Origin of the sequence: Pseudomonas ficuserectae (genome assembly GCF_024584585.1) — a bacterium.
Taxonomy (GTDB): Bacteria; Pseudomonadota; Gammaproteobacteria; order Pseudomonadales; family Pseudomonadaceae; genus Aquipseudomonas; species Aquipseudomonas amygdali.
In genome coordinates this window covers 4,631,489-4,658,175 of the sequence record NZ_CP085684.1, presented here as the reverse complement: position 1 = coordinate 4,658,175, position 26,687 = coordinate 4,631,489, and the positions used below count along the sequence as shown (strand labels likewise).

Annotated in this window: 29 protein-coding genes; 28 read left to right on the top strand and 1 reads right to left on the bottom strand. The window is 58.6% G+C overall.

What is annotated here, in order from left to right:
• Positions 1–61: 61 nt before the first annotated feature.
• The 6 genes from queA (at position 62) to LJU29_RS20555 (ending at position 6,146) form a co-directional block, all read left to right on the top strand.
• Positions 62–1,126, top strand: coding sequence for a tRNA preQ1(34) S-adenosylmethionine ribosyltransferase-isomerase QueA (queA, locus tag LJU29_RS20580; protein ID WP_004418793.1), 1,065 nt, complete (start codon positions 62–64; stop codon positions 1,124–1,126).
• A 14-nt stretch (positions 1,127–1,140) separates the two neighbouring features.
• Positions 1,141–2,256 carry a tRNA guanosine(34) transglycosylase Tgt gene (tgt, locus tag LJU29_RS20575; protein WP_004656249.1) on the top strand — a complete coding sequence of 372 codons (1,116 nt, stop codon included), beginning with the start codon at positions 1,141–1,143 and terminating at the stop codon, positions 2,254–2,256.
• 53 nt (positions 2,257–2,309) lie between these two features.
• Positions 2,310–2,645 carry a preprotein translocase subunit YajC gene (gene yajC, locus LJU29_RS20570; RefSeq protein ID WP_002552468.1) on the top strand — a complete coding sequence of 112 codons (336 nt, stop codon included), beginning with the start codon at positions 2,310–2,312 and terminating at the stop codon, positions 2,643–2,645.
• Positions 2,646–2,708: 63 nt separating this feature from the next.
• A complete protein-coding gene (gene secD, locus LJU29_RS20565) occupies positions 2,709–4,577 on the top strand; it encodes a protein translocase subunit SecD (protein WP_057423824.1) in 1,869 nt (622 codons plus the stop codon).
• Between the two features lie 9 nt (positions 4,578–4,586).
• Positions 4,587–5,498 (top strand): protein translocase subunit SecF, encoded by a 912-nt coding sequence (gene secF / locus LJU29_RS20560; RefSeq protein ID WP_004666079.1) that lies wholly within the window; start codon positions 4,587–4,589, stop codon positions 5,496–5,498.
• Between the two features lie 108 nt (positions 5,499–5,606).
• The gene (locus LJU29_RS20555) at positions 5,607–6,146 is read left to right on the top strand and encodes a glycine zipper 2TM domain-containing protein (RefSeq protein WP_002552471.1); all 540 of its coding nucleotides are present in this window, start codon (positions 5,607–5,609) and stop codon (positions 6,144–6,146) included.
• Positions 6,147–6,212: 66 nt separating this feature from the next.
• On the opposite strand, the gene suhB is transcribed toward LJU29_RS20555, so the two are convergent.
• Entirely contained in the window at positions 6,213–7,028 is an 816-nt protein-coding gene (gene suhB / locus LJU29_RS20550; RefSeq protein ID WP_002552472.1) for a type III secretion system regulator SuhB, read from the bottom strand.
• A 215-nt stretch (positions 7,029–7,243) separates the two neighbouring features.
• On the opposite strand from suhB, the gene trmJ reads away from it, so the two are divergent.
• The 22 genes from trmJ (at position 7,244) to LJU29_RS20440 (ending at position 26,450) form a co-directional block, all read left to right on the top strand.
• A complete protein-coding gene (gene trmJ, locus LJU29_RS20545; protein ID WP_005760054.1) occupies positions 7,244–8,017 on the top strand; it encodes a tRNA (cytosine(32)/uridine(32)-2'-O)-methyltransferase TrmJ in 774 nt (257 codons plus the stop codon).
• On the top strand, positions 8,017–8,793 hold the full coding sequence (gene cysE, locus LJU29_RS20540; protein ID WP_004656256.1) for a serine O-acetyltransferase: 777 nt from the start codon (positions 8,017–8,019) through the stop codon (positions 8,791–8,793). The genes trmJ and cysE overlap by 1 nt, the downstream gene beginning before the upstream one ends.
• Positions 8,794–8,951: 158 nt before the next feature.
• Positions 8,952–9,443, top strand: coding sequence for a Fe-S cluster assembly transcriptional regulator IscR (gene iscR, locus LJU29_RS20535; RefSeq protein WP_002552474.1), 492 nt, complete (start codon positions 8,952–8,954; stop codon positions 9,441–9,443).
• A gap of 44 nt (positions 9,444–9,487) precedes the next feature.
• Positions 9,488–10,702, top strand: coding sequence for an IscS subfamily cysteine desulfurase (locus LJU29_RS20530; RefSeq protein ID WP_003365095.1), 1,215 nt, complete (start codon positions 9,488–9,490; stop codon positions 10,700–10,702).
• Positions 10,703–10,783: 81 nt separating this feature from the next.
• On the top strand, positions 10,784–11,170 hold the full coding sequence (gene iscU, locus LJU29_RS20525) for a Fe-S cluster assembly scaffold IscU (RefSeq protein ID WP_002552476.1): 387 nt from the start codon (positions 10,784–10,786) through the stop codon (positions 11,168–11,170).
• 75 nt (positions 11,171–11,245) lie between these two features.
• A complete protein-coding gene (gene iscA / locus LJU29_RS20520) occupies positions 11,246–11,569 on the top strand; it encodes an iron-sulfur cluster assembly protein IscA (protein WP_002552477.1) in 324 nt (107 codons plus the stop codon).
• A 10-nt stretch (positions 11,570–11,579) separates the two neighbouring features.
• Positions 11,580–12,101: a co-chaperone HscB gene (gene hscB, locus LJU29_RS20515; protein WP_005760058.1), complete on the top strand. Its 522-nt coding sequence runs from the start codon at positions 11,580–11,582 to the stop codon at positions 12,099–12,101.
• A 44-nt stretch (positions 12,102–12,145) separates the two neighbouring features.
• On the top strand, positions 12,146–14,008 hold the full coding sequence (gene hscA, locus LJU29_RS20510; protein ID WP_005760061.1) for a Fe-S protein assembly chaperone HscA: 1,863 nt from the start codon (positions 12,146–12,148) through the stop codon (positions 14,006–14,008).
• A gap of 3 nt (positions 14,009–14,011) precedes the next feature.
• Positions 14,012–14,353: an ISC system 2Fe-2S type ferredoxin gene (gene fdx / locus LJU29_RS20505; protein ID WP_005760063.1), complete on the top strand. Its 342-nt coding sequence runs from the start codon at positions 14,012–14,014 to the stop codon at positions 14,351–14,353.
• Between the two features lie 14 nt (positions 14,354–14,367).
• Positions 14,368–14,568, top strand: coding sequence for a Fe-S cluster assembly protein IscX (gene iscX / locus LJU29_RS20500; RefSeq protein ID WP_005760065.1), 201 nt, complete (start codon positions 14,368–14,370; stop codon positions 14,566–14,568).
• Positions 14,569–14,664: 96 nt separating this feature from the next.
• The gene (ndk, locus tag LJU29_RS20495; RefSeq protein ID WP_002552482.1) at positions 14,665–15,090 is read left to right on the top strand and encodes a nucleoside-diphosphate kinase; all 426 of its coding nucleotides are present in this window, start codon (positions 14,665–14,667) and stop codon (positions 15,088–15,090) included.
• 33 nt (positions 15,091–15,123) lie between these two features.
• On the top strand, positions 15,124–16,272 hold the full coding sequence (gene rlmN / locus LJU29_RS20490) for a dual-specificity RNA methyltransferase RlmN (RefSeq protein WP_002552483.1): 1,149 nt from the start codon (positions 15,124–15,126) through the stop codon (positions 16,270–16,272).
• Positions 16,273–16,298: 26 nt separating this feature from the next.
• Positions 16,299–17,057: a type IV pilus biogenesis/stability protein PilW gene (gene pilW, locus LJU29_RS20485; RefSeq protein WP_002552484.1), complete on the top strand. Its 759-nt coding sequence runs from the start codon at positions 16,299–16,301 to the stop codon at positions 17,055–17,057.
• A complete protein-coding gene (locus tag LJU29_RS20480) occupies positions 17,057–18,055 on the top strand; it encodes a RodZ domain-containing protein (protein ID WP_257112805.1) in 999 nt (332 codons plus the stop codon). The genes pilW and LJU29_RS20480 overlap by 1 nt, the downstream gene beginning before the upstream one ends.
• A gap of 3 nt (positions 18,056–18,058) precedes the next feature.
• Positions 18,059–19,168, top strand: coding sequence for a flavodoxin-dependent (E)-4-hydroxy-3-methylbut-2-enyl-diphosphate synthase (gene ispG, locus LJU29_RS20475; protein ID WP_004656273.1), 1,110 nt, complete (start codon positions 18,059–18,061; stop codon positions 19,166–19,168).
• A gap of 22 nt (positions 19,169–19,190) precedes the next feature.
• Positions 19,191–20,480: a histidine--tRNA ligase gene (gene hisS, locus LJU29_RS20470; protein ID WP_002552487.1), complete on the top strand. Its 1,290-nt coding sequence runs from the start codon at positions 19,191–19,193 to the stop codon at positions 20,478–20,480.
• 39 nt (positions 20,481–20,519) lie between these two features.
• Positions 20,520–21,161: a YfgM family protein gene (locus LJU29_RS20465; RefSeq protein WP_002552488.1), complete on the top strand. Its 642-nt coding sequence runs from the start codon at positions 20,520–20,522 to the stop codon at positions 21,159–21,161.
• The gene (gene bamB / locus LJU29_RS20460; protein ID WP_004666072.1) at positions 21,154–22,308 is read left to right on the top strand and encodes an outer membrane protein assembly factor BamB; all 1,155 of its coding nucleotides are present in this window, start codon (positions 21,154–21,156) and stop codon (positions 22,306–22,308) included. Before LJU29_RS20465 ends, bamB begins: the two co-directional genes overlap by 8 nt.
• A 138-nt stretch (positions 22,309–22,446) precedes the next feature.
• On the top strand, positions 22,447–23,919 hold the full coding sequence (gene der / locus LJU29_RS20455) for a ribosome biogenesis GTPase Der (RefSeq protein WP_004666071.1): 1,473 nt from the start codon (positions 22,447–22,449) through the stop codon (positions 23,917–23,919).
• A gap of 109 nt (positions 23,920–24,028) precedes the next feature.
• Positions 24,029–25,177, top strand: a complete 1,149-nt coding sequence (locus LJU29_RS20450; protein WP_005778315.1) for a pyridoxal phosphate-dependent aminotransferase — start codon at positions 24,029–24,031, stop codon at positions 25,175–25,177.
• A complete protein-coding gene (locus tag LJU29_RS20445; RefSeq protein WP_057453124.1) occupies positions 25,165–25,956 on the top strand; it encodes an amidohydrolase in 792 nt (263 codons plus the stop codon). Before LJU29_RS20450 ends, LJU29_RS20445 begins: the two co-directional genes overlap by 13 nt.
• 59 nt (positions 25,957–26,015) lie before the next feature.
• Positions 26,016–26,450, top strand: coding sequence for a hypothetical protein (locus tag LJU29_RS20440; RefSeq protein WP_002552493.1), 435 nt, complete (start codon positions 26,016–26,018; stop codon positions 26,448–26,450).
• Positions 26,451–26,687: the final 237 nt, after the last annotated feature.

The following is a 26,687-nucleotide window of genomic DNA, read 5'->3' as shown; positions in this document are numbered from 1 at the left end:
GGTTTTTTACTAATGCCGCCAAACCGGATAAACTTCCCGGCCCTGCTAAACGAACCCGATCATGCGCGTCGCTGACTTTACCTTCGAACTCCCCGATTCCCTGATTGCTCGCCATCCACTGGCCGAGCGTCGCAGTAGTCGTCTGTTGACCCTCGACGGGCCGACTGGCGCGCTGGCACATCGTCAATTCACTGATTTGCTTGAGCATTTGCGCCCGGGCGATTTGATGGTGTTCAACAATACCCGTGTGATTCCCGCGCGGCTGTTCGGGCAGAAGGCGTCCGGCGGCAAGCTGGAGATTCTGGTCGAGCGCGTGCTGGACAGCCATCGTGTGCTGGCGCATGTGCGTTCCAGCAAGTCGCCCAAGCCTGGCTCGTCGATTCTGATCGATGGCGGTGGCGAGGCCGAGATGGTGGCGCGGCACGATGCGCTGTTCGAGCTGCGCTTTGCCGAAGAGGTTCTGCCGTTGCTGGAGCGTGTCGGCCATATGCCGTTGCCTCCTTATATAGACCGCCCTGATGAGGGCGCGGACCGCGAGCGCTATCAGACTGTTTACGCGCAGCGTGCAGGCGCTGTGGCTGCACCAACTGCCGGCCTGCATTTCGATCAGCCGCTGCTGGAGGCGATCGCCGCCAAGGGCGTCGAGACTGCGTTCGTCACGCTGCACGTCGGCGCGGGTACGTTCCAGCCGGTGCGCGTCGAGCAGATCGAAGATCACCACATGCACAGCGAGTGGCTGGAAGTTGGCCAGGACGTGGTCGACGCCGTGGCCGCATGCCGTGCGCGAGGCGGGCGGGTGATTGCCGTCGGGACCACCAGCGTGCGCTCGCTGGAGAGTGCCGCGCGTGATGGCGAACTGAAACCGTTCAGCGGCGACACCGACATCTTCATCTATCCGGGGCGGCCATTTCATGTGGTCGATGCCTTGGTGACCAATTTCCATTTGCCTGAATCCACGCTGTTGATGCTGGTTTCGGCGTTCGCCGGTTATCCCGAGACGATGGCGGCTTACGCTGCGGCCATCGAGCACGGCTACCGCTTCTTCAGTTACGGTGATGCGATGTTCATCACCCGCAATCCCGCGCCGACGGCCCCACAGGAATCGGCACCAGAGGATCACGCATGAGTCGCACCTGTCGTATGTCTTTCGAGTTGTTGGCCACCGACGGCAAGGCCCGTCGCGGTCGCCTGACCTTTCCGCGTGGTGTAGTCGAGACCCCGGCGTTTATGCCGGTGGGCACCTATGGGACGGTCAAGGGCATGCTGCCGCGTGATATCGAGGCCACTGGTGCGCAGATGATTCTGGGCAACACGTTTCACCTGTGGCTGCGTCCGGGCACTGAAGTCATCAAGGGCCACGGTGACCTGCACGATTTCATGCAGTGGAAGGGACCGATTCTGACCGACTCCGGCGGTTTTCAGGTGTTCAGCCTGGGCGCGATGCGCAAGATCAAGGAGGAGGGCGTGACCTTCGCCTCGCCGGTTGATGGTGCCAAGGTGTTCATGGGGCCGGAAGAGTCGATGCAGGTTCAGCGTGATCTGGGCTCGGACGTCGTGATGATCTTCGACGAATGCACGCCGTACCCGGCCGACGAAGATGTGGCGCGTGTCTCCATGGAGCTGTCGTTGCGTTGGGCCAAGCGCTCCAAGGTTGCGCATGGCGAAAATACTGCTGCGCTGTTCGGCATCGTTCAGGGTGGCATGCACGAGAACCTGCGCAAGCGTTCGCTGGAAGGTCTGGATGAGATCGGCTTCGACGGTCTGGCGATTGGCGGCCTGTCGGTAGGCGAGCCCAAGCACGAGATGATCAAGGTGCTGGACTATCTGCCGGGCCTTATGCCAGCAGACAAACCTCGTTACTTGATGGGGGTAGGCAAGCCGGAAGATCTGGTCGAAGGTGTGCGCCGCGGCGTTGACATGTTCGACTGTGTGATGCCGACCCGCAACGCTCGCAACGGCCACTTGTTTACCGATACCGGTGTGCTGAAAATTCGTAACGCGTTCCATCGCCACGACAATTCGCCGCTGGATCCGACCTGCGATTGCTACACCTGCAAGAACTTCTCGCGCGCTTATCTGCATCACCTGGACAAGTGCGGAGAAATGCTGGGGAGCATGCTGAATACGATCCACAATTTGCGCCACTACCAGCTCCTTATGGCTGGTTTGCGCGAGGCTATTCAACAGGGTACATTGGCCGCCTTCGTCGATGCCTTCTATGCCAAACGCGGCCTTCCAACGCCGCCTCTGGGTTGAAACAGAACGAGTTTTTCCTGCTTTTTATACTAATTATGTAACTGGAGCGACAAATGAGCTTTTTCATCTCTCCCGCTTTTGCGGATGCTGCTGCACCGGCTGCCGGTCCTGCGGGCAGTGGTTTCGAGTGGATTTTCCTGGTCGGCTTCCTGGTCATCTTCTACCTGATGATCTGGCGTCCACAGGCCAAGCGCGCCAAAGAGCAGAAAAACCTGCTGGGCAACTTGCAGAAAGGCGATGAGGTTGTGACCAGCGGCGGCATCGCGGGCAAGATCAACAAAGTGACTGACGACTTCGTAGTGATCGAAGTGTCGGACACCGTTGAGCTGAAAATCCAGAAGGGCGCCATCGCGGCCACTCTGCCAAAAGGCACCCTGAAAGCGATCTGAGCAGTAACTTTTTACCCATCGACGGGGCGCGCAAGGCGCCCCGCGTTTTAAGCGGGCGGCGTGATGCTGAACAAATACCCTCTGTGGAAATACATACTGATCCTGGCGGTGCTGGTGGTCGGTTTTATTTATTCCGCACCCAATCTCTACCCTGATGATTCTGCCATCCAGATCAGCGGTGCAAGTACTGCACTGCAAGTCAATCAGGCAGACGTGGATCGTGCAGCCAAGGCGCTTGCCGATGCAGGCATCTCGGTCAAGGCTTCTTCTCTGGCCGAGAATGGCAAGGGCGGTTTGTTGCGTCTGAGCAAGCAGGAAGACCAGTTGCCAGCCAAGGATGTCGTGCGCAAGGCGCTGGGTGACGACTATGTCGTTGCGCTGAACCTGGCGCGTACCACGCCCACCTGGTTGCGTAACCTGGGTGCAAGCCCGATGAAACTCGGTCTCGACCTGTCCGGTGGTGTGCACTTCCTGCTGGAAGTCGACATGGACAAGGCGATCGATGCACGTCTGAAAGTCTACGAAGGCGAAGTCAAATCCCTGTTGCGCAAGGAAAAGGTGCGTTATCGCAGCCTGCCGCAGCTGGGCAATGTGATTCAGCTGGGCTTTACCGATGACGCAGAGCGCGAACAGGCTCGTGCACTGGTGCGCAAGACCTTCACCGATTTCGAAATCACGCCTGCCGAGCTGAACGGCATTCCCGTGCTGCGCATGGCGTTGACGCCGGCCAAGCTGGCCGAGATTCGCGAATACTCGATCAAGCAGAACCTGACTACCGTGCGTAATCGGGTCAACGAGCTGGGTGTTGCCGAGCCGCTGGTTCAGCGCCAGGGTGCCAACCGCATCGTGGTCGAGCTGCCGGGTGTGCAGGACACGGCCGAAGCCAAGCGTATTCTGGGCAAGACCGCCAACCTCGAATTCCGTCTGGGTGCAGGCCCGGATGATTCGAAAGGCACCACCGAAATGTTCGAATTCCGCGAAGGCGGTCGTCCGGCAGCGGCGGTGGAGCGTGGTCTGATCATCACCGGCGATCAGGTGACTGACGCCAAGGCCAGCTTCGACGAACATGGCCGTCCACAGGTGAACATCAATCTTGATGGCCACGGTGGCGAGCTGATGAGCCGCGCAACCCGCAGTAATGTGGGTCGCAGCATGGCGGTGATCTTCATCGAGCAGCGTCCGACCACCACTTACACCAAGCAGATGGTCAACGGCGTCGAGAAAGACGTGCCGGTGCAGACCTTCAAGGAAGAAAAGAAGATCATCAGTCTGGCGACCATTCAGTCGCCGCTGGGCAGTCAGTTCCGGATTACCGGTCTGAACGGTCAGGGTGAGTCTTCCGAGCTGGCGCTGCTGTTGCGTGCCGGTGGTCTGGCGGCACCGATGTACTTCGCTGAAGAACGTACCATTGGCCCGAGCCTGGGTGCCGACAACATTACCAAGGGTATCGATGCTTCCCTGTGGGGCATGCTGTTCGTCTCGCTGTTCATCATGGCGATCTACCGATTCTTCGGTCTGATCGCGACCGTCGCACTGGCCTTGAACATGGTCATGCTGCTGGCACTGATGTCCTTGCTGGGTGCAACACTGACCCTGCCAGGTATCGCCGGTATCGTGTTGACCATGGGTATGGCGGTGGATGCCAACGTGCTGATCTTCTCGCGTATTCGTGAAGAGATCGCCAATGGCATGACGGTCCAGCGCGCTATCAACGAAGGTTTCGATCGTGCCTACACGGCGATCCTCGACGCCAACCTGACGACGCTGTTGGTCGGCGGCATTCTCTTTGCGATGGGCACCGGCCCGGTCAAAGGGTTTGCGGTGACCATGTCGCTCGGGATCTTTACCTCGATGTTCACGGCCATCATGGTGACCCGCGCTATGGTCAACCTGATCTACGGCGGTCGTGACTTCAAGAAGTTGTGGATTTAAGGGGCTGCCATGTTACGTACCATCAACTTCATGGGCGTTCGCAATGTTGCGTTCGCCATCACAATGCTCCTTACCGCACTGGCGCTGTTCAGCTGGTTCCATAAAGGGCTCAACTTTGGTCTGGACTTCACCGGCGGTACGCTCATCGAGCTGACCTACGAGCGTCCAGCCGATCTGGGCAAGGTGCGCCAGGAGCTGGTTTCGGCGGGCTATCATGAAGCCGTTGTTCAGAGCTTTGGTGCCACCACTGACTTGCTGGTGCGCATGCCGGGTGAAGACCCGCAACTGGGCACTCAGGTGGCCGAAGCGCTGCGCAAGGCCGGTGCCGATAACCCGGCAGTGGTCAAGCGTGTCGAGTTCGTCGGTCCGCAGGTGGGTGAAGAGCTGCGCGATCAGGGCGGCCTCGGCATGCTGATGGCGCTGGGCGGTGTTCTGATCTACCTGGCGTTCCGCTTCCAGTGGAAATTTGCCGTCGGGGCGATCATCTCGCTGATCCACGACGTGGTTGTGACGATGGGTATCCTGTCGTTCTTCCAGATCACCTTTGACCTGACGGTGCTGGCGGCGGTGCTGGCGATCATCGGTTACTCGCTGAACGACACCATTGTGGTCTTCGACCGGGTACGCGAAAACTTCCGCCTGCTGCGCAAGGCTTCGCTGATCGAGAACATCAACATCTCCACCACGCAGACACTGCTGCGCACCATTGCCACTTCGGTCTCGACCCTGTTGGCGATTGTTGCACTGTGGGCGTTTGGCGGCGACAGCCTGGAAGGCTTCTCCATCGCGTTGTTCATCGGTGTTCTGGCGGGTACTTACTCGTCCATCTACATCGCCAACGTGGTGCTGATCTGGCTGAACCTGACCACTGAGGACCTGATTCCTCCAGTGGTCGTCGAGAAGGCTGACGACCTCCCGTAGGTCCGGCCATCATAAAAAAGGCGCGAGTGCTGAACTCGCGCCTTTTTTTATGCTCCAAGGCTAGGCATTGCGCAGTCATGCTGCGTTTCGATTGGTCAGGAGGTTCAAGTGAACAAGTCTATGCTTGTTGGTGCTGTGTTAGGTGCTGCTGTCGTGACTGCTGGCGGTGCCGTTGCCACCTATAGCTTGGTCAAGGGTGGTCCTGAGTATGCGGATGTATTGGCAGTAGAGCCGATCAACCAGCAGATCAAAACCCCCCGTGAAGTTTGCAAGGACGTAACCGTTACTCGTCAGGCACCGGTCAAGGATCAGCATCAGATCGTAGGTAGCGTTATTGGCGCGGTTGCCGGTGGTTTGCTGGGTAACCAGATCGGTGGCGGTAACGGCAAGAAGATCGCTACAGTCGCGGGTGCGGTAGGTGGTGGTTATGCGGGCAACAAGGTTCAGGAAGGCATGCAGGAGCGTGATACCTACACCACTACGCAGAACCGCTGCACGACGGTCAACGATGTGAGCGACAAGGTTGTGGGCTACAACGTCAAATACAAGTTGAACGAGAAAGTGGGTCAGGTTCGTATGGAGCGTGATCCGGGCAGTCAGATTCCGGTCGACAAGAATGGTCAGCTGATATTGGGTCAGGCGCAGTAACGCCAGCCGCTGAGCTTTAGAAGACATAAAAAAACCGGCTTTCGCCGGTTTTTTTATGTCTGCAGCTTAGCGTTTGAGCGAAGGCGGCAGGTGCGGTGCGATTGCGGTCAGTACGGCCTTGAAGCATTTGGTGTTGCCGGCAACGATATGGCCTTTCTCGAGGAAGTCGTGACCGCCGGTGAAATCGCTGACCAGACCGCCTGCTTCCTGAATCAGCAGAGCGCCTGCTGCCATGTCCCATTCGGACAGGCCCGACTCCCAGAACGCATCGAAACGACCGGCAGCTACGTAAGCCAGATCGAGGCTTGCAGCGCCTGCGCGACGGATGCCGGCGGTCTGGCCTACCAGGCTGCGGAACATGCCCAGGTAGTTTTCGATGTTGTCCATCTGGTTGTCACGGAACGGGAAGCCGGTGCCGAGCAGTGCGCCTTCCAGGCTCTTGCGCTGGCTGACGCGCAGACGGCGACCGTTCAGGGCTGCGCCACGACCACGGCTTGCGGTGAATTCTTCCTGGCGGACCGGGTCGAGAACCACTGCGTGCTCAAGGCGGCCGCGGTATTTGCAGGCGATGCTGACGGCAAAGTGCGGAATGCCGCGAACGAAGTTGGTGGTGCCGTCCAGTGGGTCGATGATCCACAGGTAGTCGGTGCCTTCGCCGCTGCCTTCGTGCAGGCCGCTTTCTTCGCCGAGAATGCCGTGAGTCGGGTAGGCTTTGCGCAGAGCGGTGATGATGCTTTGCTCGGCAGCTCGGTCGATCTCTGTGACGTAGTCTTTGGCTTCTTTTTCGTCAACCTTGATGGTATCCAGGCGCTCGATGGAGCGGAAAATCAATTCGCTGGCGCTGCGGGCGGCGCGCAGCGCGATATTCAGCATGGGCTGCATGGATAATTCACCTAAGGTTGTTAAAGATAGCCGTGCATTTTATGGGCTGATTCGAATTATTTCCAGCCTTGCGTGGTTACGGTTGTCGGGTTCGTGTGGATTTTTTCATGTCGCAAGCGGTCAGTTCCGATCTTCCGGCCCGCACAGCTTCATAGCGTTAGTCGAACCGTTTCTGTAAGATTTGCCCCCCTAATTCGCGTCAGTGAGCGTTCGCTTTGTTGCAGAACATTCGTGTTGTCCTGGTTGGCACTACCCATCCCGGAAATATCGGCGGGGCCGCTCGCGCCATGAAAAACATGGGGCTTTCGCGTCTGGTGCTGGTCGATCCGCGCATCTTTCCTTCGCCTGATGCCGATGCGCGTGCGTCAGGCGCCACCGATATTCTTGAAGGTGCACAGGTTGTTGCGACTCTTGAAAACGCGTTGGTCGGCTGTCGTCTGGTGCTCGGTACCAGTGCGCGTGATCGCAGTTTGCCGTGGCCGTTGCTCGATCCGCGCGCTTCCGGTGAAAAAGTCATCGAGCAGGCCGGAGAGGGCGCGGAAGTGGCGCTGGTCTTCGGTCGCGAGCACGCCGGCCTGACCAATGAAGAGCTGCAGCGTTGCCACTTCCATGTGCACATCCCGTCGGACCCCGGGTTCAGCTCGCTGAACCTCGCCGCGGCTGTGCAGGTGCTCAGCTACGAAGTGCGCATGGCCTGGCTGGCGGCTTCGGCACACTCAGAGCAGGGCGAAACGCCCAAGGCAGTCTCGGCGCATAACGCCGAGCTGGCGACGATGGATGAGATGGAAGGCTTTTACACGCATCTTGAAGCCACGCTCGTGGCCATCGGTTTCCTTGATCCGGAAAAACCACGTCATCTGATGGCACGACTGCGCAGGCTATACGGGCGTAGCGAGGTCGAGCGATCCGAACTGAGTATCCTGCGCGGTGTGCTCACCGAAACCCAGAAAGCCGCACGCGGTGAGCCCTACAAGCGGAAGGATCAGTAATGTTCAAGCGTCTGCGAGAAGACATTCAAAGCGTATTCCATCGTGACCCTGCTGCGCGCAACGCCTTTGAGGTGCTGACCTGTTATCCGGGCATGCATGCCATCTGGCTGCACCGCTTTGCGCACATTCTGTGGCGCAACGGCTGGAAGTGGCTCGCGCGGCTGGTCTCCAACTTCGGTCGCTGGATGACCGGTATCGAGATCCACCCGGGGGCGCGCATCGGTCGCCGTTTTTTCATCGACCACGGCATGGGCATCGTGATCGGCGAAACCGCCGAGATCGGCAATGACGTAACGCTTTACCAGGGCGTGACCCTGGGCGGTACCAGCTGGAATGCCGGCAAGCGTCACCCGACGCTGGAAGATGGCGTAGTGGTCGGGGCGGGTGCCAAGGTGCTCGGGCCGTTCACAGTGGGTGCCGGTGCCAAGATTGGTTCCAACGCAGTGGTGACCAAGGCGGTGCCTGCGGGGGCAACTGCCGTGGGCATTCCGGGGCGCATCATCGTCAAGTCCGACGATGAAACCGAAGCCCGGCGCAAGGTCATGGCTGAAAAGCTCGGTTTCGACGCGTACGGCGTCAGCGCCGACATGCCGGACCCTATCGCTCGCGCCATTGGCCAGTTGCTCGACCATTTGCAGGCTGTCGACGGCCGTCTTGAGGGCATGTGCGATGCGCTCGGCAGGCTGGGCAGTGATTATTGCGCCAAAGACCTTCCCGAGCTGCGTGATGAAGTATTCGACTGCGTCAAGGATCGCCACGAAGACAAGGTTGGCTAGGCGATACGGCGGCGTGACGCGTGCCATTACGCCGCACCTTTGCTATGATGCAGCCCGCGCTTTTCGCTAATCCCGACTGTTTTACTTGGTCTAATAGTTGACTCTTTTACTCGGGAATAGCATACTCGCTCTCATTCCGAACCTCTGCGGTATACGCCATGCGACTGACTACTAAAGGCCGATACGCTGTAACAGCCATGCTTGACCTGGCGTTGCACGCGCAGAACGGGCCAGTGTCTCTGGCCGACATCTCCGAGCGGCAGGGTATTTCCCTGTCCTACCTCGAGCAGCTGTTCGCCAAGCTGCGTCGCGGCAATCTGGTTTCCAGTGTTCGTGGTCCAGGTGGTGGTTACCAGCTGTCGCGCGACATGAAAGGCATCCAGGTTGCTCAAGTCGTCGATGCAGTCAATGAATCGGTCGACGCCACGCGGTGTCAGGGTCTGGGCGATTGCCATGCTGGCGATACCTGCCTGACCCACCACTTGTGGTGTGACCTGAGCCAGCAGATTCACGAATTTCTAAGCGGTATCAGCTTGGCGGATCTTGTCACTCGCCGTGAGGTACAAGAAGTCGCTCAGCGCCAGGATATGCGCCGTGGTCATAACCACATGTCGCAACTGGGTAAGATCGAAACGTCCGCCGTCGAATGAACGCAGATGAATGAGCGGTGCGCCTGCCTGATAGGAGAGCTTCAATGAAATTGCCAATTTACCTCGACTACTCCGCGACGACCCCGGTCGATCCGCGTGTCGCGCAGAAAATGATCGATTGCCTGACCGTCGAAGGAAACTTCGGCAACCCGGCCTCGCGCTCCCACGTCTTTGGCTGGAAGGCCGAAGAAGCGGTCGAGAACGCTCGTCGTCAGGTCGCTGATCTGGTCAACGCCGATCCGCGCGAAATCGTCTGGACCTCGGGTGCCACTGAATCCAACAACCTGGCTATTAAAGGTGTTGCGCATTTCTACGCCAGCAAAGGCAAGCACCTGATCACGTCGAAGGTCGAACACAAGGCGGTCCTCGACACCACTCGCCAGCTGGAACGCGAAGGTTTCGAAGTTACCTACATCGAGCCAGGTGAAGACGGTCTGATCACGCCTGCCATGATTGAAGCGGCACTGCGCGACGACACCATCCTGGTTTCGATCATGCATGTGAACAACGAGATCGGCACCATCAACGATATCGCTGCGATCGGTGAACTGACCCGTTCGCGTGGCGTGCTGTTCCACGTTGACGGCGCGCAGTCGACCGGCAAGGTTGAAATCGATCTGGCCAGCCTCAAGGTTGACCTCATGTCGTTCTCGGCGCACAAGACCTATGGTCCTAAAGGTATCGGCGCGCTCTACGTCAGCCGCAAGCCACGTGTTCGCCTTGAAGCGACCATGCACGGCGGCGGTCACGAGCGTGGCATGCGTTCCGGTACTTTGGCGACCCACCAGATCGTCGGTATGGGCGAAGCATTCCGCATTGCCAAGGAAGAAATGGCTGCTGAAAACGTGCGCATCAAGGCACTCAGCGATCGTTTCTTCAAGCAGGTCGAAAATCTGGAAGAGCTGTACGTCAACGGCAGCCTGACCGCACGCGTACCGCACAACCTGAACCTGAGCTTCAATTACGTCGAAGGCGAGTCGCTGATCATGGCGCTCAAAGATCTGGCGGTATCGTCCGGTTCGGCCTGTACCTCGGCCTCGCTTGAGCCTTCGTATGTGCTGCGTGCCCTGGGTCGCAACGATGAGCTGGCGCACAGCTCGATTCGTTTCACCTTCGGCCGTTTCAGCACTGAAGAAGAAATCGATTACGCCGCGCAGAAGGTTTGCGAGGCTGTCACCCGGCTGCGCACACTTTCGCCGCTGTGGGACATGTTCAAAGACGGCGTCGACATCTCCAAGATCGAGTGGGCGGCGCACTAATTTAAAGTCGCCTCCAACACAGGTCATGTGCAATTGCGCGTGACCTGCAGAGCGGCTCCCTGATGTGAGAGGAATAGAATCATGGCTTACAGCGAAAAGGTCATCGACCACTACGAGAACCCACGTAACGTCGGCAAGATGAACGCGGAAGATCCTGATGTCGGCACCGGCATGGTCGGCGCTCCAGCGTGCGGCGACGTAATGCGTTTGCAGATCAAGGTCAACGAGCAGGGCGTTATCGAAGACGCCAAGTTCAAGACATACGGCTGCGGTTCGGCCATTGCTTCCAGCTCGCTGGCGACCGAGTGGATGAAAGGCAAGACTCTGGATGAAGCAGAGACCATCAAGAACACTCAGCTGGCTGAAGAGCTGGCGCTGCCGCCGGTCAAGATTCACTGCTCGGTACTCGCTGAAGACGCCATCAAGGCCGCCGTTCGCGATTACAAGCAGAAGAAAGGTCTGCTGTAATTAGGCAGGCTTTTCAAGAGAAGCTTGCAACAGAGTCAACTGCAACAGGCTAATGCAACAGGCTAAGGAGTTCCGATGGCTATCAGCATGACAGAAGCTGCCGCTAACCACGTACGACGTTCCCTTGAGGGACGCGGCAAGGGTGATGGCGTTCGTCTGGGTGTTCGCACCACAGGTTGTTCAGGTCTTGCCTATGTGCTCGAGTTCGTCGATGAGGCGGCCGGCGAAGATACTGTGTTTGAAATGCACGGCGTCAAGGTGATCATTGACCCGAAAAGCCTGGTCTATCTGGATGGCACCGAGCTCGACTTCGTGCGCGAAGGGTTGAACGAAGGCTTCAAGTTCAACAACCCCAACTCGCGCGGTGAGTGCGGCTGTGGCGAAAGCTTCAACGTCTGAGGCTTTTATTGTGGGTACTCCCTGTCACTTCGCCCTGTTCGATCTCAAGCCCGAGTTTCAGCTTGATCTTGACCAGTTGGGCACTCGTTACCGTGAGCTTGCGCGCAACGTGCATCCGGATCGTTTTGCGGATGCCCCAGAGCGTGAGCAGCGTGTGGCGCTGGAGCGTTCGGCCAGTCTCAACGAGGCTTATCAAACCCTGAAAAGCCCGCCGAAAAGGGCGCGCTACCTGCTGGCAATGAACGGCAACGAAGTGCCGCTCGAAGTCACGGTGCATGATCCCGAGTTTCTTCTGCAGCAGATGCAATTGCGCGAACACCTTGAGGACTTGCAGGAAGAGGCTGATCTCGCTGGCGTTGCGACCTTCAAGTGTCAGCTCAAGGTCGCTCAGGACGAGCTGAACCAGAGCTTCGCGGCCTGTTGGAATGATGCTGCACAACGCGAGCACGCTGAAAAGCTGATGCGGCGTATGCAGTTTCTCGACAAGCTCTCTCACGAAGTGCGCCAGTTAGAAGAGCGCCTCGACGATTAACCCCGCGCGGCTTCGGCCGCGCGCCAGTGATTATTCTGAACAGCATGGCTTTACTGCAGATCGCCGAACCCGGCCTGAGTCCTCAACCGCACCAGCGTCGTCTGGCTGTGGGTATCGACCTGGGCACCACCAATTCTCTGGTTGCTGCAGTACGCAGCGGCCTGTCCGAACCGCTGGCCGATGCAGAGGGGCAGGTCATTCTGCCGTCTGCCGTGCGCTATCACGCTGATCGTGTCGAAGTAGGGCAGTCAGCGAAGATCGCCGCCTCCCAGGATCCGTTCAATACCGTTCTGTCAGTCAAGCGCCTCATGGGGCGCGGGCTGACTGACGTCAAGCAATTGGGCGAGCAACTGCCGTACCGGTTTGTTGGCGGTGAGTCGCACATGCCGTTCATCGACACCGTGCAGGGGCCGAAAAGTCCTGTTGAAGTGTCTGCCGACATTCTCAAGGTCCTGCGCGAACGCGCCGAGTCCACGCTGGGTGGCGAACTGGTGGGGGCGGTGATTACCGTGCCTGCTTATTTCGACGACTCTCAGCGCCAGGCGACCAAGGATGCCGCCAGACTTGCCGGCCTCAATGTGTTGCGCCTGCTTAATGAGCCAACGGCTGCTGCCGTTGCCTATGGTCTGGATCAGAAAGCCGAAGGCGTGGTTGCCATCTATGATCTGGGCGGCGGAACCTTCGACATCTCGATCCTGCGCCTGACCGGCGGTGTGTTCGAAGTACTGGCCACTGGCGGGGATACCGCTCTGGGTGGCGATGACTTCGATCATGCGATAGCCAACTGGATTGTCACTGATGCCGGTCTGTCTGCCGATATCGACCCTTCCGCGCAACGCAGCCTGCTGCAGGCTGCCTGCTCGGCCAAGGAAGCGCTGACTGACGCCGAGTCTGTCGAGGTCGCCTACGGTGACTGGCGTGGCACGCTGACCCGCAAGGCGCTCAATGCGCTGATCGAGCCTATGGTCGCGCGCAGTCTCAAGGCCTGTCGTCGTGCGGTGCGTGATACCGGTATCGAGCTTGAAGAAGTCGAGGCGGTGGTCATGGTCGGCGGTTCGACCCGAGTTCCACGCGTACGCGAAGCGGTGGCCGAGCTGTTCGGTCGTCAGCCATTGACCCAGATTGACCCGGATCAAGTGGTAGCCATCGGGGCTGCGATCCAGGCCGATACGCTGGCAGGCAACAAGCGTGACGGTGGCGAACTGCTATTGCTCGATGTGATTCCGCTCTCGCTGGGGCTGGAAACCATGGGCGGGCTGATGGAAAAGGTCATTCCGCGCAACACCACCATCCCTGTAGCGCGTGGTCAGGAATTCACCACGTACAAGGATGGCCAGACGGCCATGAAGATTCATGTTCTGCAGGGCGAGCGCGAGTTGATCAGTGACTGCCGTTCCCTTGCACGTTTCGAATTGCGCGGCATCCCGCCGATGGTCGCGGGTGCGGCAAAGATTCGTGTCACCTTTCAGGTCGATGCTGACGGTCTGCTCAGCGTTTCGGCGCGTGAAATGGGCTCGGGTATCGAGTCGAGCATTCAGGTCAAGCCTTCCTACGGGCTGACCGATGACGAAGTCACCCGCATGCTCAAGGACTCCTTCGAGTATGCCGGCGACGACAAGGTCGCTCGTGTGCTGCGAGAGCACCAGGTTGACGCCGAGCGCTTGCTCGAAGCGGTTCAAGGTGCCCTTGAGGCTGATGGTGAGCGTCTTCTCGACGAAGAAGAGCGCCTGGTCATCAACCTGCAGATGGACGAATTACGTGAATTGATGCAAGGCACCGATGGTTATGCCATCGAGCAGCAGACCAAGCGTCTGTCGCAGGTGACCGACGCATTTGCTGCCCGACGCCTTGATTCGACGGTAAAAGCCGCACTGGCCGGGCGCAACTTGAATGAGATTGAGGAATAACTGATGCCGCAGGTGATTTTTCTGCCCCACGCCGAGCATTGTCCGGACGGGCTGGTTGTAGAAGTGGAGCCGGGCACGTCTATTCTCGAGATTGCCCACGAGCACCACATCGAGATTGAAAGCGCCTGTGGTGGCGTGTGTGCCTGCACCACCTGTCACTGCATCATTCGCGAAGGCTTTAATTCGCTCAATGAAGCGGACGAACTGGAAGAAGACATGCTCGACAAAGCCTGGGGCCTGGAAGCGCAATCGCGTCTGTCCTGTCAGGCCATTGTCGGCAACGAAGACCTCACGGTCGAAATACCCAAGTATTCGCTCAACCACGCCGCTGAAGCGCCACACTGATTCAAGGATTGCTCATGAGTCTCAAATGGGTTGATGTGCGGGAAATCGCCATCCAGCTGGCTGAAAGCCACCCGGATGTCGATCCGCTGACTGTGAGTTTCCCCAGGCTGCGTAATCTGGTCATGGCGTTGCCTGAGTTCGATGACCACCCGGACCGTAGTGGGGAAAAGGTTCTCGAGGCGATCCAGGGGTTATGGATCGAAGAGGCCGATTGACGTTCAGTAACGTACGCAGTTAGGCAATACACCAGAACCCGCGTATAATTCGCGGGTTTAATTTTTCGCTTCAATCACTGCTTCTGGAGTTTCACCATGGCTGTTCAACGTACTTTCTCCATCATCAAGCCTGACGCCGTTGCCAAGAACGTAATCGGCGAGATCACCACTCGTTTCGAAAAAGCCGGTCTGCGCGTTGTCGCGTCCAAGCTGAAGCAACTGTCCAAGGCCGAAGCTGAAGGTTTCTACGCTGAGCACAGCGCTCGCGGTTTCTTCGGCGACCTGGTTGCTTTCATGATCTCCGGTCCGGTTGTTGTTCAGGTTCTGGAAGGCGAAAACGCTATCGCTCTGAACCGTGAGCTGATGGGCGCTACCAACCCTAAAGAAGCTGCTGCCGGCACCATCCGCGCTGATTTCGCTGACTCCATCGACGCCAACGCTGTTCACGGCTCCGATTCGGAAGCGGCCGCCGCACGCGAAATCTCGTACTTCTTCGCAGCTACCGAAGTAACCGCTCGCTAAGTCATTTTTGACTGACGAGTGAAGGGTGAATTCATGATTGCATCGACTGGTAAAACCAACCTGCTGGGGCTGACTCAACAGGAAATGGAGAAATTCTTCGACTCTATCGGGGAGAAGCGCTTCCGTGCCGGTCAGGTCATGAAGTGGATTCACCACTTCGGCGTCGACGATTTCGACGCGATGACGAACGTCAGCAAGGCCCTGCGCGAAAAGCTCAAGGCCTGTGCCGAAGTTCGCGGTCCCGAAGTGGTCAGCGAGGACATCTCCAGCGACGGCACCCGTAAATGGGTGGTGCGCGTAGAGTCCGGCAGCTGTGTCGAGACCGTCTACATTCCGCAGGGCAAGCGTGGCACCTTGTGTGTTTCGTCCCAGGCGGGCTGTGCCCTGGATTGCAGCTTCTGTTCCACGGGCAAGCAAGGCTTCAACAGCAACCTCACCGCCGCCGAAGTCATCGGTCAGGTGTGGATTGCCAACAAATCCTTTGGCAGCGTACCGGCGACCGTCGACCGTGCCATCACCAACGTGGTGATGATGGGCATGGGTGAGCCGCTGCTGAACTTCGACAATGTCATTGCTGCCATGCATCTGATGATGGATGACCTGGGGTATGGCATTTCCAAGCGCCGGGTGACGTTGTCCACCTCCGGCGTGGTACCAATGATCGATGAGCTTTCCAAGCATATCGACGTTTCCCTGGCCTTGTCGCTGCACGCACCGAACGATGCGCTGCGTAACCAGCTGGTGCCGATCAACAAGAAATACCCGCTGCAAATGCTCCTTGATTCCTGCCGCCGTTACATGTCCAGTCTGGGCGAAAAGCGTGTGCTCACCATCGAATACACCATGCTCAAGGATATCAACGACAAGGTTGAACACGCCGTCGAGATGATCGAGCTGCTCAAGGACACGCCTTGCAAGATCAACCTGATCCCGTTCAACCCGTTTCCGCACTCCGGTTACGAGCGTCCCAGCAATAACGCGATCCGTCGTTTTCAGGACCTGTTGCATCAGGCTGGTTATAACGTCACTGTGCGCACCACGCGCGGTGAAGACATTGATGCAGCATGCGGCCAGCTGGTCGGGCAGGTGATGGACCGTACACGCCGTAGTGAACGCTACATTGCTGTGCGTGAGTTGAGCGCCGAGGCCGAGACGGCCCCGGTTGCGGCGACTCGAACCTGACTGCCAACCTGATCGAGAGAGACTCCATGTCTGTGCGTGCCTCGCTGTTGCTATGTGTTGTCATGTTGCTGACGGCGTGCGTATCCACCGGCAACGTCAACCCGATGACAACGGCGCAGGGGCGCGAGGAAGCGCGCAGAGCGTACGTTCAGCTTGGGCTGGGTTACTTTCAGCAGGGGCAGACCGAGCGCGCCAAGGTTCCGCTGAAAAAGGCGCTCGAGCTGGACAGTTCCGACGCGCAGGCCAATGCCGCACTGGCGCTGGTGTTCCAGACCGAGATGGAGCCGGAGCTTGCAGAGCAGTACTTTCGCAAGGCGCTGGCTTCCAGTAACAACGAAACACGCATCGTCAATAATTACGGCAGTTTTCTGTTCGAACAAAAGCGTTACAAGGAAGCCTACGAGCGTTTTGAACAGGCCGCTGCCGACAACCTGTATCCTGAGCGGTCGCGAGTCTTTGAGAGCCTGGGCATGACTTCGCTGAAGCTGGGTAATCGCGAGCAGGCCCGTGAGCATTTTACCAAGGCGTTGCGCCTGGACCGTCAGTTGCCAAGGTCCTTGCTGGAAATGGCGCAGATATCCTACGAAGACAAGCAATATGTGCCGGCGCGTGATTATTACGACCGTTTTAGCCAACTCAGCGAGCAAAATGCACGTAGTCTATTGCTCGGTACACGCTTGGCGAAGATTTATGATGATCGTAACAAGGCGGCCAGTTTTGGTCTGCTGTTGAAAAGACTCTATCCCGGTACGCCGGAATATCAGCAATACCTGTCGGAGCAATGATGAAAGCGGCGCATCCCGAAGTTGTAGCAACCACCCGCGTGAACCCTGGAGAAACCCTGCGTCAGGTCCGCGAGAGCAGGAGCTGGTCGCTGCCAGATGTGGCTTTGAGACTGAACCTCACCGTGACCTCCCTGAGCAATCTGGAGAACGGACATTTTGAAAAGCTGCCTGGGCATACGTTTGCCCGGGGGTATGTACGCGCCTACGCCAAGCTGCTTGACCTCGATCAGGCGGCGCTGGTCGAACAGTTCGACCAGTTCACCGGCACCGATGGCAAGGGCAGTTCGGTCCACGCATTGGGCCGTATCGAAGAGCCGGTCAGGCTGTCACACAACATCCTGCGTATCGTCAGCCTGTTGTTGCTGGTGCTTCTGGTCGGTGGCGGTTTCTTCTGGTGGCAGGATCAGGCTTCTCTGCGTGGCAGGGACCAGTCCGGGCTGAACATGGAGCACGTCGAGGTCGAAAGCGCCGACGGCACCACTCAGATTCACCCGCTGGACGAGCCGGAAGAGCCCGCAGTGGCCGAAACGCCTACTGCCGGACAGACTTCGCTGCCGTTGAACACCGGTGCGCCTGCCAGTGAATCGCCGAGCGCGACGCCTGCTGCTCCTACTGCAGGTGTTACGAGTCATGCGCCTGCGCAGACACCAGCCACCGCTACGCCGCCAGCAAATGCTCCACAAGCGCCTGTCGCTGCGCCGACCGTACCGTCGATGCCGGCCACACCAGCCGAGCAGCCAGCGCCAGTCATGGCCGCGGCCGGTCAGGTTACTGTGCAGTTCGTCGCCGATTGCTGGACCCAGGTCACTGACGGAAACGGCAAGGTGCTGGTCAGCGGCCTCAAGCGCAAGGGCGACAGCCTGGATGTCAGCGGCAAGCCGCCATTGACGCTGCGCCTGGGCTACGCACGCGGCGCGCAGGTCAGCTACAACGGTCAGCCTGTAGACGTGGCACCTTTTACCAGCGGCGAAACTGCTCGCCTGAAGCTAGGGCAATAAGTCATGCACGGCGAATCTCCAATCAAGCGTCGCGAATCCCGAAAAATATGGGTCGGTTCCGTACCGGTCGGCGGTGATGCGCCGATTGCCGTGCAGAGCATGACCAACAGCGATACCAACGATGTTGCGGCCACCGTCGCCCAGATCAACCGTCTGGAAGCTGCCGGTGTCGACATCGTGCGTGTTTCTGTACCGGACATGGACGCTGCCGAAGCCTTTGGTCGCATCAAGCAACTGGTCAAAGTGCCATTGGTCGCCGACATCCACTTCGACTATCGCATCGCATTGCGTGTGGCTGAACTGGGTGTCGACTGCCTGCGTATCAATCCGGGCAATATCGGTCGTGAAGACCGGGTGCGGGCCGTGGTCGATGCTGCGCGTGATCGAGGTATTCCGATCCGCATCGGCGTCAACGCCGGGTCGCTGGAAAAAGACCTGCAGAAGAAGTACGGCGAGCCGACGCCAGAGGCGTTGGTGGAGTCTGCGTTGCGCCACGTCGAGCACCTGGAGCGCCTGAACTTTCAGGACTTCAAGGTCAGCGTCAAGGCATCCGATGTGTTCATGGCCGTCGCAGCCTACCGCCTGCTGGCCAAACAGATCGTCCAGCCCCTGCACCTGGGTATTACCGAAGCTGGCGGCTTGCGTTCAGGCACGGTGAAATCGGCTGTCGGTCTTGGAATGCTGCTTGCCGAAGGAATTGGCGATACTATCCGCATCTCGCTGGCTGCTGATCCGGTCGAGGAAGTGAAAGTCGGGTACGACATCCTCAAATCGTTGCGCCTTCGTTCCCGTGGTATCAACTTCATCGCCTGCCCGAGCTGCTCGCGGCAGAACTTCGATGTGGTCAAGACCATGAACGAGCTTGAAGGTCGCCTTGAAGATTTGCTGGTGCCGCTTGATGTCGCAGTGATCGGTTGTGTAGTCAACGGTCCGGGCGAGGCCAAGGAAGCGCATATCGGCCTGACTGGTGGTACGCCGAACCTGATTTACATCGACGGCAAGCCTGCGCAGAAACTGACCAACGACAATCTCGTGGACGAGCTTGAACGCTTGATTCGCGAGAAAGCGGCTGAAAAGGCCGAAGCCGACGCATCTGTCATCGTGCGCGGCTAACCAGGATTGCTAAGGATTTTCTGTGAGTAAGTCTCTACAAGCCATTCGTGGCATGAACGACATCCTGCCCGAGCAGACGCCGCTGTGGCGCCACTTCGAAGGCACCGTTTCACGTCTGCTGGATAACTACGGTTACCGGCAGATTCGTATGCCTATCGTCGAATTCACCGAGCTGTTCAAGCGCTCCATCGGTGAAGTGACCGATATCGTCGAGAAGGAAATGTACACCTTCGCCGATCGCAACGGCGACTCCCTGACCCTGCGTCCGGAAGGTACTGCTGCCTGTGTGCGTGCGGTCCTGGAGCACGGCATCACCGGTGGCGGTCAGGTTCAGAAACTATGGTACATCGGGCCGATGTTTCGTCACGAGCGGCCACAGAAAGGCCGTTATCGCCAGTTTCACCAGATTGGTGTCGAGGTCTTCAATCTTGACGGTCCGGACATCGATGCCGAGCTGATCGTCATGACCTGGCGCCTGTGGGGCATGCTGGGCATTCGCAATGCGGTCAAGCTTGAACTGAACAGCCTGGGCACCAGCGAAGCGCGTGCGCGTTATCGTGATGCGCTGGTCGAGTTTCTGTCGGCACGTCTTGATCAACTCGACGAAGACAGCCAGCGTCGTCTGAAAACCAATCCGCTGCGCGTGCTGGACACCAAACATCCTGAAACCCAGGCTGTGCTGGTCGATGCGCCAAAGCTGGCAGATTATCTGGATGACGAATCTCGCGTTCACTTCGAAGGCCTGAAGGCCCGTCTGGACGCAGCCGGCATTCCTTATGTCATCAACCCGAAGCTGGTTCGCGGGCTGGATTATTACAGCAAGACCGTTTTCGAGTGGGTTACCGACCAATTGGGTGCTCAGGGTACGGTCTGTGCAGGCGGTCGTTATGACGGTCTGGTCGAGCAGATGGGCGGCAAGCCGACGACCGGCGTTGGTTTCGCGATGGGTATCGAGCGTCTGGTTCTGTTGCTTGAAACCCTCGGGCAGGTCCCGGAAGAAATTGCCCGTCAGGTCGATGTTTACCTGTGCGCCTTTGGCGAAGCAGCTGAGCTGGCTGCGCTGGCTCTCACCGAAAAGGTGCGCGATCAGTTGCCGAGCCTGCGTTTGCAGGTCAACGCCGGTGCCGGCAGCTTCAAAAGCCAGTTCAAGAAAGCCGACAAGAGCGGTGCGCTGTATGCGCTGATTCTCGGTGAAGAAGAACTGGCGGCAAAGGTCATTGGCGTCAAACCCCTGCGCGGTCAGGGTGAACAACAAAATATTGCCTGGGACGCTCTGTCAGAGCACCTGGCCTCCTGCGTTGTGCAGGGTTGAAGCTGATTTAACAGCCGTTTAGCGAATAGGAGTATTGGGGTGTCGGGTACCGAAGATGAAGAGCTGGCGGTAATGAAGGACTGGTGGCAGCGTAACGGCAAACCCCTGTTGACCGGTGGTCTGCTTGCGTTGGTCGTGGTCTTGGGTTGGCAGTTCTGGCACAGGTATCAGGCCAGCCAGTCGCAAGGCGCCTCGATGCTTTATCAGCAATTGCTGGAAACCGCACTGACGCCCAGTGGCCAGGCAGACACCGCACGTGTCGCCGAGATATCCGGCAAACTGAAAAGCGAATTCGGTGGCACTACCTATGCACAGTTCGGTAGCCTGTTCGTCGCCAAGGTGGCGGTCGATGCCGGTAAGCTGGACGATGCTGCAGCCGAGCTGAAAACCGTGGCCGACAAGCCTGCCAATGACACGCTGGGCGAGATTGCCCGTCAGCGTCTGGCTCGCGTGCTGGCTGCGCAGAACAAGACTGATGACGCGCTGAAGCTGCTCGACGGCGATGCCGACAAGGCTTTCCTCGCCAGTCGTGAAGAACTCAAGGGTGACCTGCTGGTACAGCTGGGTCGTACCGACGAGGCATACGCTGCATACCAAAAGGCCAAATCCGCTCTGTCCGAAGACGCAGCAGTGGGTGGCCTGCAAATGAAGCTCGACGATCTGGCGAAAGGGGATGCGTGACGTGATTCGTTGGAAACATGCAGCATTGCTGGCTCTGGCCATTCTGGCCGCGGGTTGCAGCAGCAACAGCAAAAAGGAATTGCCTCCGGCCGAGCTGACCGACTTCAAAGAAGAAGTGGTTCTGCACAAGCAGTGGAGCCGTTCCATTGGCGACGGTCAGGGCAAGACGTACAACATGCTCGTGCCAGCCATTGATGGCGACCGCATCTATGCGGCTGACGTCACTGGCGAAGTTGTATCGCTGGATCGTCTGACCGGTGATGTGATCTGGAAGAAGGATCTCGATCTGCCGGTTTCCGGTGCAGTCGGCGTGGGCTATGGCCTGGTAATGATCGGCACCCTCAAGGGTGAAGTCATTGCCATGGACGCCACCTCCGGTGAAGAAAAGTGGCGCGCTCGCGTCACCAGCGAAGTGCTGGCCCCGCCTGCCACCAACGGTTCTGTGGTAGTGGTTCAGACTCAGGATGACCGTATTGTTGGTTTCGATGCCTCCACCGGTTCCCAGCTCTGGATTTACGAAAGCACTCCAGCGGTCCTGACCCTGCGTGGTACCGGTGCTCCACTTGCAACCAATCGTCTCGCCGTGGCGGGTCTGTCGACCGGTAAGGTCGTCGCGCTGGACATTACCAATGGCGTGCCTGTCTGGGAGCAGCGTGTTGCCATCCCGCAAGGTCGCTCGGAACTGGATCGTGTCGTGGATATCGACGGCGGCCTGCTGCTGTCCGGCGGTACACTGTACGTCGCTACCTATCAGGGTCGCGTCGCGGGTCTGGACCTGGAAAGCGGTCGTGTGCTCTGGCAGCGTGACGCCTCGAGCTACTCGGGCGTAGCCCAAGGCTTTGGCAGCGTTTACGCAACCCTCGCCTCCGGCACTGTTGAAGGTATCGACGAGCGTTCGTCCTCTGCACTGTGGAGCAACGAATCACTGGCTCGCCGCCAGCTCGGCGCGCCGGAAGTGTATTCCAGCTATGTAGCGGTCGGTGACATGGAAGGCTACCTGCACCTGTTGAGCCAGGTGGACGGTCGTTTTGTCGGTCGCGAACGTATCGACAGCGACGGCCTGCGTGCTCGTCCGCTGGTGGTTGGGGACATGATTTACGTGTATGGCAACAGCGGCAAACTGGAAGCCCTGACCATCAAGCAATAAGTGTCCATGCCCGGGGCCAATGGCCCCGGGTGCCCTTGCTTCGGCAAGGCTGCGGTGCCTTTGTGGCATCGCCCCGAACTCCGGCCGCTGCCCTGCAGCGGCTTTTGTATTTTCTGAAATAACGAAGTGGAGAGCCGCATGGTTCCCGTAATCGCCCTGGTGGGTCGACCGAACGTCGGCAAGTCCACCATGTTCAACCGCCTGACCAGGACTCGCGACGCCATTGTCGGTGATCTGTCCGGTCTTACCCGTGATCGCCAATACGGAGAGGCGAAGTGGCAAGGGCGCTCCTATATTCTGATCGACACCGGCGGTATCTCCGGTGACGAGCATGGCATGGACGAAAAGATGGCCGAGCAGTCGCTGCTGGCCATTGAAGAAGCCGATGTGGTGCTGTTTCTGGTGGACGCCCGTGCGGGCTATACCGCTGCTGATCAGATGATTGGTGAGCACCTGCGCAAACGCAACAAGCGTTCCTACGTGGTTGCCAACAAGATCGACAACATCGACGAAAACCTGGCACGTGCCGAGTTCAGCCCAATGGGTCTGGGCGACGCCATTCCGGTGGCCGGTGCTCACGGTCGTGGCATCTCGCAGATGCTCGAAATCGCCCTGCGGGAGTTTCCCAAGGACGAAGACGAGCTGGAAGAGGGCGAGGAGGTCGAGGAAGTTGCCGAAGGTCAGGAAGCCAAGCGCATTCCTGGTCCTAGCGAAAAAGACGGCATCAAGATCGCCATCATCGGGCGTCCCAACGTCGGCAAATCGACGCTGGTCAACCGAATGCTGGGTGAAGACCGGGTTATCGTCTATGACGAGCCAGGCACCACGCGCGACAGTATCTACATTCCCTTCGAGCGTAATGAAGAGAAGTACACGCTGATCGACACTGCCGGTGTGCGCAAGCGCGGCAAGATCCACGAGGAAGTTGAAAAGTTCTCGGTGGTCAAGACGCTGCAGGCCATCAAGGACGCCAACGTGGTGATCTTTGTCATGGACGCCCGCGAAGGTGTGGTCGACCACGACCTGAACCTGCTGGGCTTCGCCCTCGAAGCGGGGCGTGCCCTGGTCATTGCGCTGAACAAGTGGGATGGCATGACGCCAGGCGAACGTGATTTCGTGAAGATCGAACTGGAACGCCGGTTGTTCTTCGTCGACTTCGCAGACATCCACTTCATCTCTGCGATGCACGGCACGGGCGTGGGCAACCTGTATCAGTCGGTACAGAACTCGTTCAAGTCTGCCGTAACGCGCTGGCCAACCAGCCGTCTGACCCAGATTCTGGAAGATGCGGTCAGCGAGCATGCGCCACCCATGGTCGGCAGCCGCCGTATCAAATTGCGTTACGCTCACCTGGGCGGCGCCAACCCGCCGCTGATCGTAATCCACGGCAACCAGGTCGAAAAAGTACCGAAGTCCTATGTCCGGTATCTGGAAAACACCTATCGCCGCGTGCTCAAGCTGGTCGGTACGCCGATCCGCATCGAGTTCAAGGGCGGCGAGAACCCGTACGAAGGCAATAAGAACACGCTGACTGACCGTCAGGTCAACAAGAAGCGTCGAATGATGTCGCACCACAAGAAGGCCGACAAGAAGCGCCGCGACAAGCGCTGAGTCAGCACTGGGAAAAAGGCGCTTCGGCGCCTTTTTTTGTGTCCGTTTAATGGGCTATCCTGCCTGACCCGTGCCGCCCGGTGCCGGGAGATTGCAGGGAAAGGGTTCCATGATCGACAGCAAGTTGCCCAACGTGGGCACCACTATCTTTACCGTCATGTCACAGCTGGCCGCCGAAACCGGCGCTATCAACCTGTCCCAGGGTTTTCCCGATTTTGATGGGCCGCAGGCGCTGCGCGATGCGGTCTGTCGGCATGTCACTCAAGGCCATAACCAATACTCACCGATGACCGGGCTGCCTGCGCTTCGTCAGCAGGTCGCGGCAAAGATCGCCCGCAGCTATGGCCGTACGGTCAATCCGGACAGCGAGATCACCATCACACCGGGTGCCACGCAGGCGATTTTCTGCGCGATTCATAGCGTTATTCGCGCTGGCGACGAAGTGATTATTTTCGACCCTTGCTATGACAGCTACGAGCCCGCTGTCGAGCTGGCCGGTGGGCGCTGCGTCCATGTGCAACTGGGGCTGGATGACTTCTCCATCGACTGGCAAAAGCTCAGCGATGCACTGAGCCCGCGTACCCGCATGATTGTCATCAACAGCCCGCACAACCCCAGTGGTGCCCTGATCAGTCGCGCCGAGCTTGATCGACTGGCCGCGCTGATTGCCGATCGTGATATCTACCTGCTCAGCGATGAAGTCTACGAACATCTTGTGTTCGATGGCGCGCGCCATGTCAGCGTGCTTGATCACGAGGCACTGTATCAGCGCGCCTTCGTCGTCAGCTCGTTCGGCAAGACATATCACGTCACAGGCTGGAAAACCGGCTACGTGGTCGCGCCACCCGCGCTGACGTCCGAGTTGCGCAAGGTGCATCAGTACGTGAGTTTCTGTGGCGTGACGCCATTGCAATACGCGCTGGCCGACTTCATGGCCGAGCACCCGGAGCATGTCGATGAGCTGCCAGGTTTCTACCAGGCCAAGCGCGACTTTTTCTGTGGTCATCTGGCTGAATCGCGTTTCAGCTTCCGGCCTGTTGGCGGTACTTATTTCCAGTTGGTCGATTATTCGCAGATACGGCCTGACCTGAATGACGTGGACATGGCGCTGTGGATGACCCGTGAACACGGTGTGGCGAGCATTCCGATCTCTGTGTTCTACCAGAGCCCTCCAGCAGGCCAGCGTCTGATTCGCCTGTGCTTCGCCAAGCAAGAGGACACATTGCGTCAGGCGGCGGAGAAACTATGCGCGATATAAGCGAACTGCCAAACCTGAACCTTGCGCTGATTCAGACCACTCTGGCATGGCATGATCGCGAGGCCAACCTGGAGCATTTCGAGCACTTGCTGGGCCAGGCGCATGACGCTGATCTGGTGATCCTGCCTGAAATGTTCACCACCGGGTTCTCGATGGAGTCCGAGGCCCTGGCTGAGCCTGAGGCAGGTCCTACATCGACCTGGCTGTTGGCGCAGGCTAAGCGGATCAATGCGGTGGTGACCGGCAGCGTCATCATTCGCGCTGCCGATGGCACTTATCGCAACCGTCTGCTGTGGGCGCGACCGGATGGTGAGTTGCTGCATTATGACAAGCGTCACTTGTTTCGTATGGCGGGTGAACACGAACACTACACGCCGGGCGAGCGTCAGGTGATGTTTGAGCTCAATGGGTGGCGTATTCGCCCGCTGATCTGCTACGACCTGCGCTTTCCGGTCTGGAGCCGTGACGCCGAAAGTACCGACCTGTTGCTGTACACCGCCAACTGGCCAGGCGCGCGACGTCTGCACTGGAACCGCCTGCTGCCCGCCAGGGCCATCGAAAACCTGTGCTACGTTGCCGCGGTCAATCGGGTAGGGGCGGACGGGAAGGGCTTTGCGTACACCGGTGACAGTCAGGTTCTGGATTTTCAAGGCGAGAGCCTGTTGGGCGCAGGCGAAGCGGATGGAGTGTTCAGGGCGACGTTAAGCGCGGCGGACTTACAAGCCTATCGCACACGCTTTCCAGCCGGGCTGGACGCTGACTCTTTTAATATTCAATAAAATTACTTCAGAATGTTACGAGTCGGCCGATAGTGTGTGCAGACAACCTGGAGACCGCCATGATTACCATCAATACGTCCACATTGAACAGCTATTCAAGCCCGTTGACCTTAGCGGTTAAATCTACCGACGCAGAGGCAATCAAGTCTGCAACTACCACGACTGAAACCGAGAAGACCTCTGATCAGGCCTCGACCGAAGGCGGTAAGGCCGGAGCGGCCGGTGGTGGGGGCAGCGTTGGCGGTTCCAGCAAATCGGCTCTTAATCAGACGATCGAACAGATAAAGCAGCAGATCAAGGACGCCCAGAAGCAACTGGCTCAACAGCAGGCGCAATTGGCTGCCGCTCAAAGCGGTAATGGCACAGCGGAAGAAAAGGCCCAGAAAGCCATGGCAATTCAGGGCCAGATTGCGTCCACCAGCGCTAACCTGCAGACCTTGCAGGCATCGTTGTTGCAGCTGGAGACTGAAGGTGGCGTGAATACCACTGCCTGATGTCCTGACACGGATGATGGTCGTGCCGACGCGCTGCGTCGGCATGCGGTGCTGACGTTACGGGTCTGCTCCCGGCTATGTGGTACGCGCAGATCTGTGACGCAGAGCGTCACGACAGGCGTTCCCACGCTGGAGCGTGCGGAACGATAACCTGACTATCGTGCGACGCTCTGCGTCCGATCTTGAGTGTGCAGCTTGGCGCAGATCTGTGACGCAAAGCGTCACAGCATCCAGAGC

Bases quoted from the DNA above. Each gene is read 5' to 3' on its own strand.
- LJU29_RS20480 (WP_257112805.1), top strand. From the start codon at position 17,057: ATGAAAGCGGCGCATCCCGAAGTTGTAGCAACCACCCGCGTGAACCCT.
- iscX (WP_005760065.1), top strand. From the start codon at position 14,368: ATGAGTCTCAAATGGGTTGATGTGCGGGAAATCGCCATCCAGCTGGCT.
- LJU29_RS20530 (WP_003365095.1), top strand. From the start codon at position 9,488: ATGAAATTGCCAATTTACCTCGACTACTCCGCGACGACCCCGGTCGAT.
- iscR (WP_002552474.1), top strand. From the start codon at position 8,952: ATGCGACTGACTACTAAAGGCCGATACGCTGTAACAGCCATGCTTGAC.
- queA (WP_004418793.1), top strand. From the start codon at position 62: ATGCGCGTCGCTGACTTTACCTTCGAACTCCCCGATTCCCTGATTGCT.
- der (WP_004666071.1), top strand. From the start codon at position 22,447: ATGGTTCCCGTAATCGCCCTGGTGGGTCGACCGAACGTCGGCAAGTCC.
- pilW (WP_002552484.1), top strand. From the start codon at position 16,299: ATGTCTGTGCGTGCCTCGCTGTTGCTATGTGTTGTCATGTTGCTGACG.
- LJU29_RS20440 (WP_002552493.1), top strand. From the start codon at position 26,016: ATGATTACCATCAATACGTCCACATTGAACAGCTATTCAAGCCCGTTG.
- hscA (WP_005760061.1), top strand. From the start codon at position 12,146: ATGGCTTTACTGCAGATCGCCGAACCCGGCCTGAGTCCTCAACCGCAC.
- ndk (WP_002552482.1), top strand. From the start codon at position 14,665: ATGGCTGTTCAACGTACTTTCTCCATCATCAAGCCTGACGCCGTTGCC.
- ispG (WP_004656273.1), top strand. From the start codon at position 18,059: ATGCACGGCGAATCTCCAATCAAGCGTCGCGAATCCCGAAAAATATGG.
- secD (WP_057423824.1), top strand. From the start codon at position 2,709: ATGCTGAACAAATACCCTCTGTGGAAATACATACTGATCCTGGCGGTG.
- rlmN (WP_002552483.1), top strand. From the start codon at position 15,124: ATGATTGCATCGACTGGTAAAACCAACCTGCTGGGGCTGACTCAACAG.
- iscA (WP_002552477.1), top strand. From the start codon at position 11,246: ATGGCTATCAGCATGACAGAAGCTGCCGCTAACCACGTACGACGTTCC.
- secF (WP_004666079.1), top strand. From the start codon at position 4,587: ATGTTACGTACCATCAACTTCATGGGCGTTCGCAATGTTGCGTTCGCC.
- LJU29_RS20450 (WP_005778315.1), top strand. From the start codon at position 24,029: ATGATCGACAGCAAGTTGCCCAACGTGGGCACCACTATCTTTACCGTC.
- iscU (WP_002552476.1), top strand. From the start codon at position 10,784: ATGGCTTACAGCGAAAAGGTCATCGACCACTACGAGAACCCACGTAAC.
- LJU29_RS20445 (WP_057453124.1), top strand. From the start codon at position 25,165: ATGCGCGATATAAGCGAACTGCCAAACCTGAACCTTGCGCTGATTCAG.
- tgt (WP_004656249.1), top strand. From the start codon at position 1,141: ATGTCTTTCGAGTTGTTGGCCACCGACGGCAAGGCCCGTCGCGGTCGC.
- yajC (WP_002552468.1), top strand. From the start codon at position 2,310: ATGAGCTTTTTCATCTCTCCCGCTTTTGCGGATGCTGCTGCACCGGCT.
- fdx (WP_005760063.1), top strand. From the start codon at position 14,012: ATGCCGCAGGTGATTTTTCTGCCCCACGCCGAGCATTGTCCGGACGGG.
- suhB (WP_002552472.1), bottom strand. From the start codon at position 7,028: ATGCAGCCCATGCTGAATATCGCGCTGCGCGCCGCCCGCAGCGCCAGC.
- bamB (WP_004666072.1), top strand. From the start codon at position 21,154: ATGCGTGACGTGATTCGTTGGAAACATGCAGCATTGCTGGCTCTGGCC.
- cysE (WP_004656256.1), top strand. From the start codon at position 8,017: ATGTTCAAGCGTCTGCGAGAAGACATTCAAAGCGTATTCCATCGTGAC.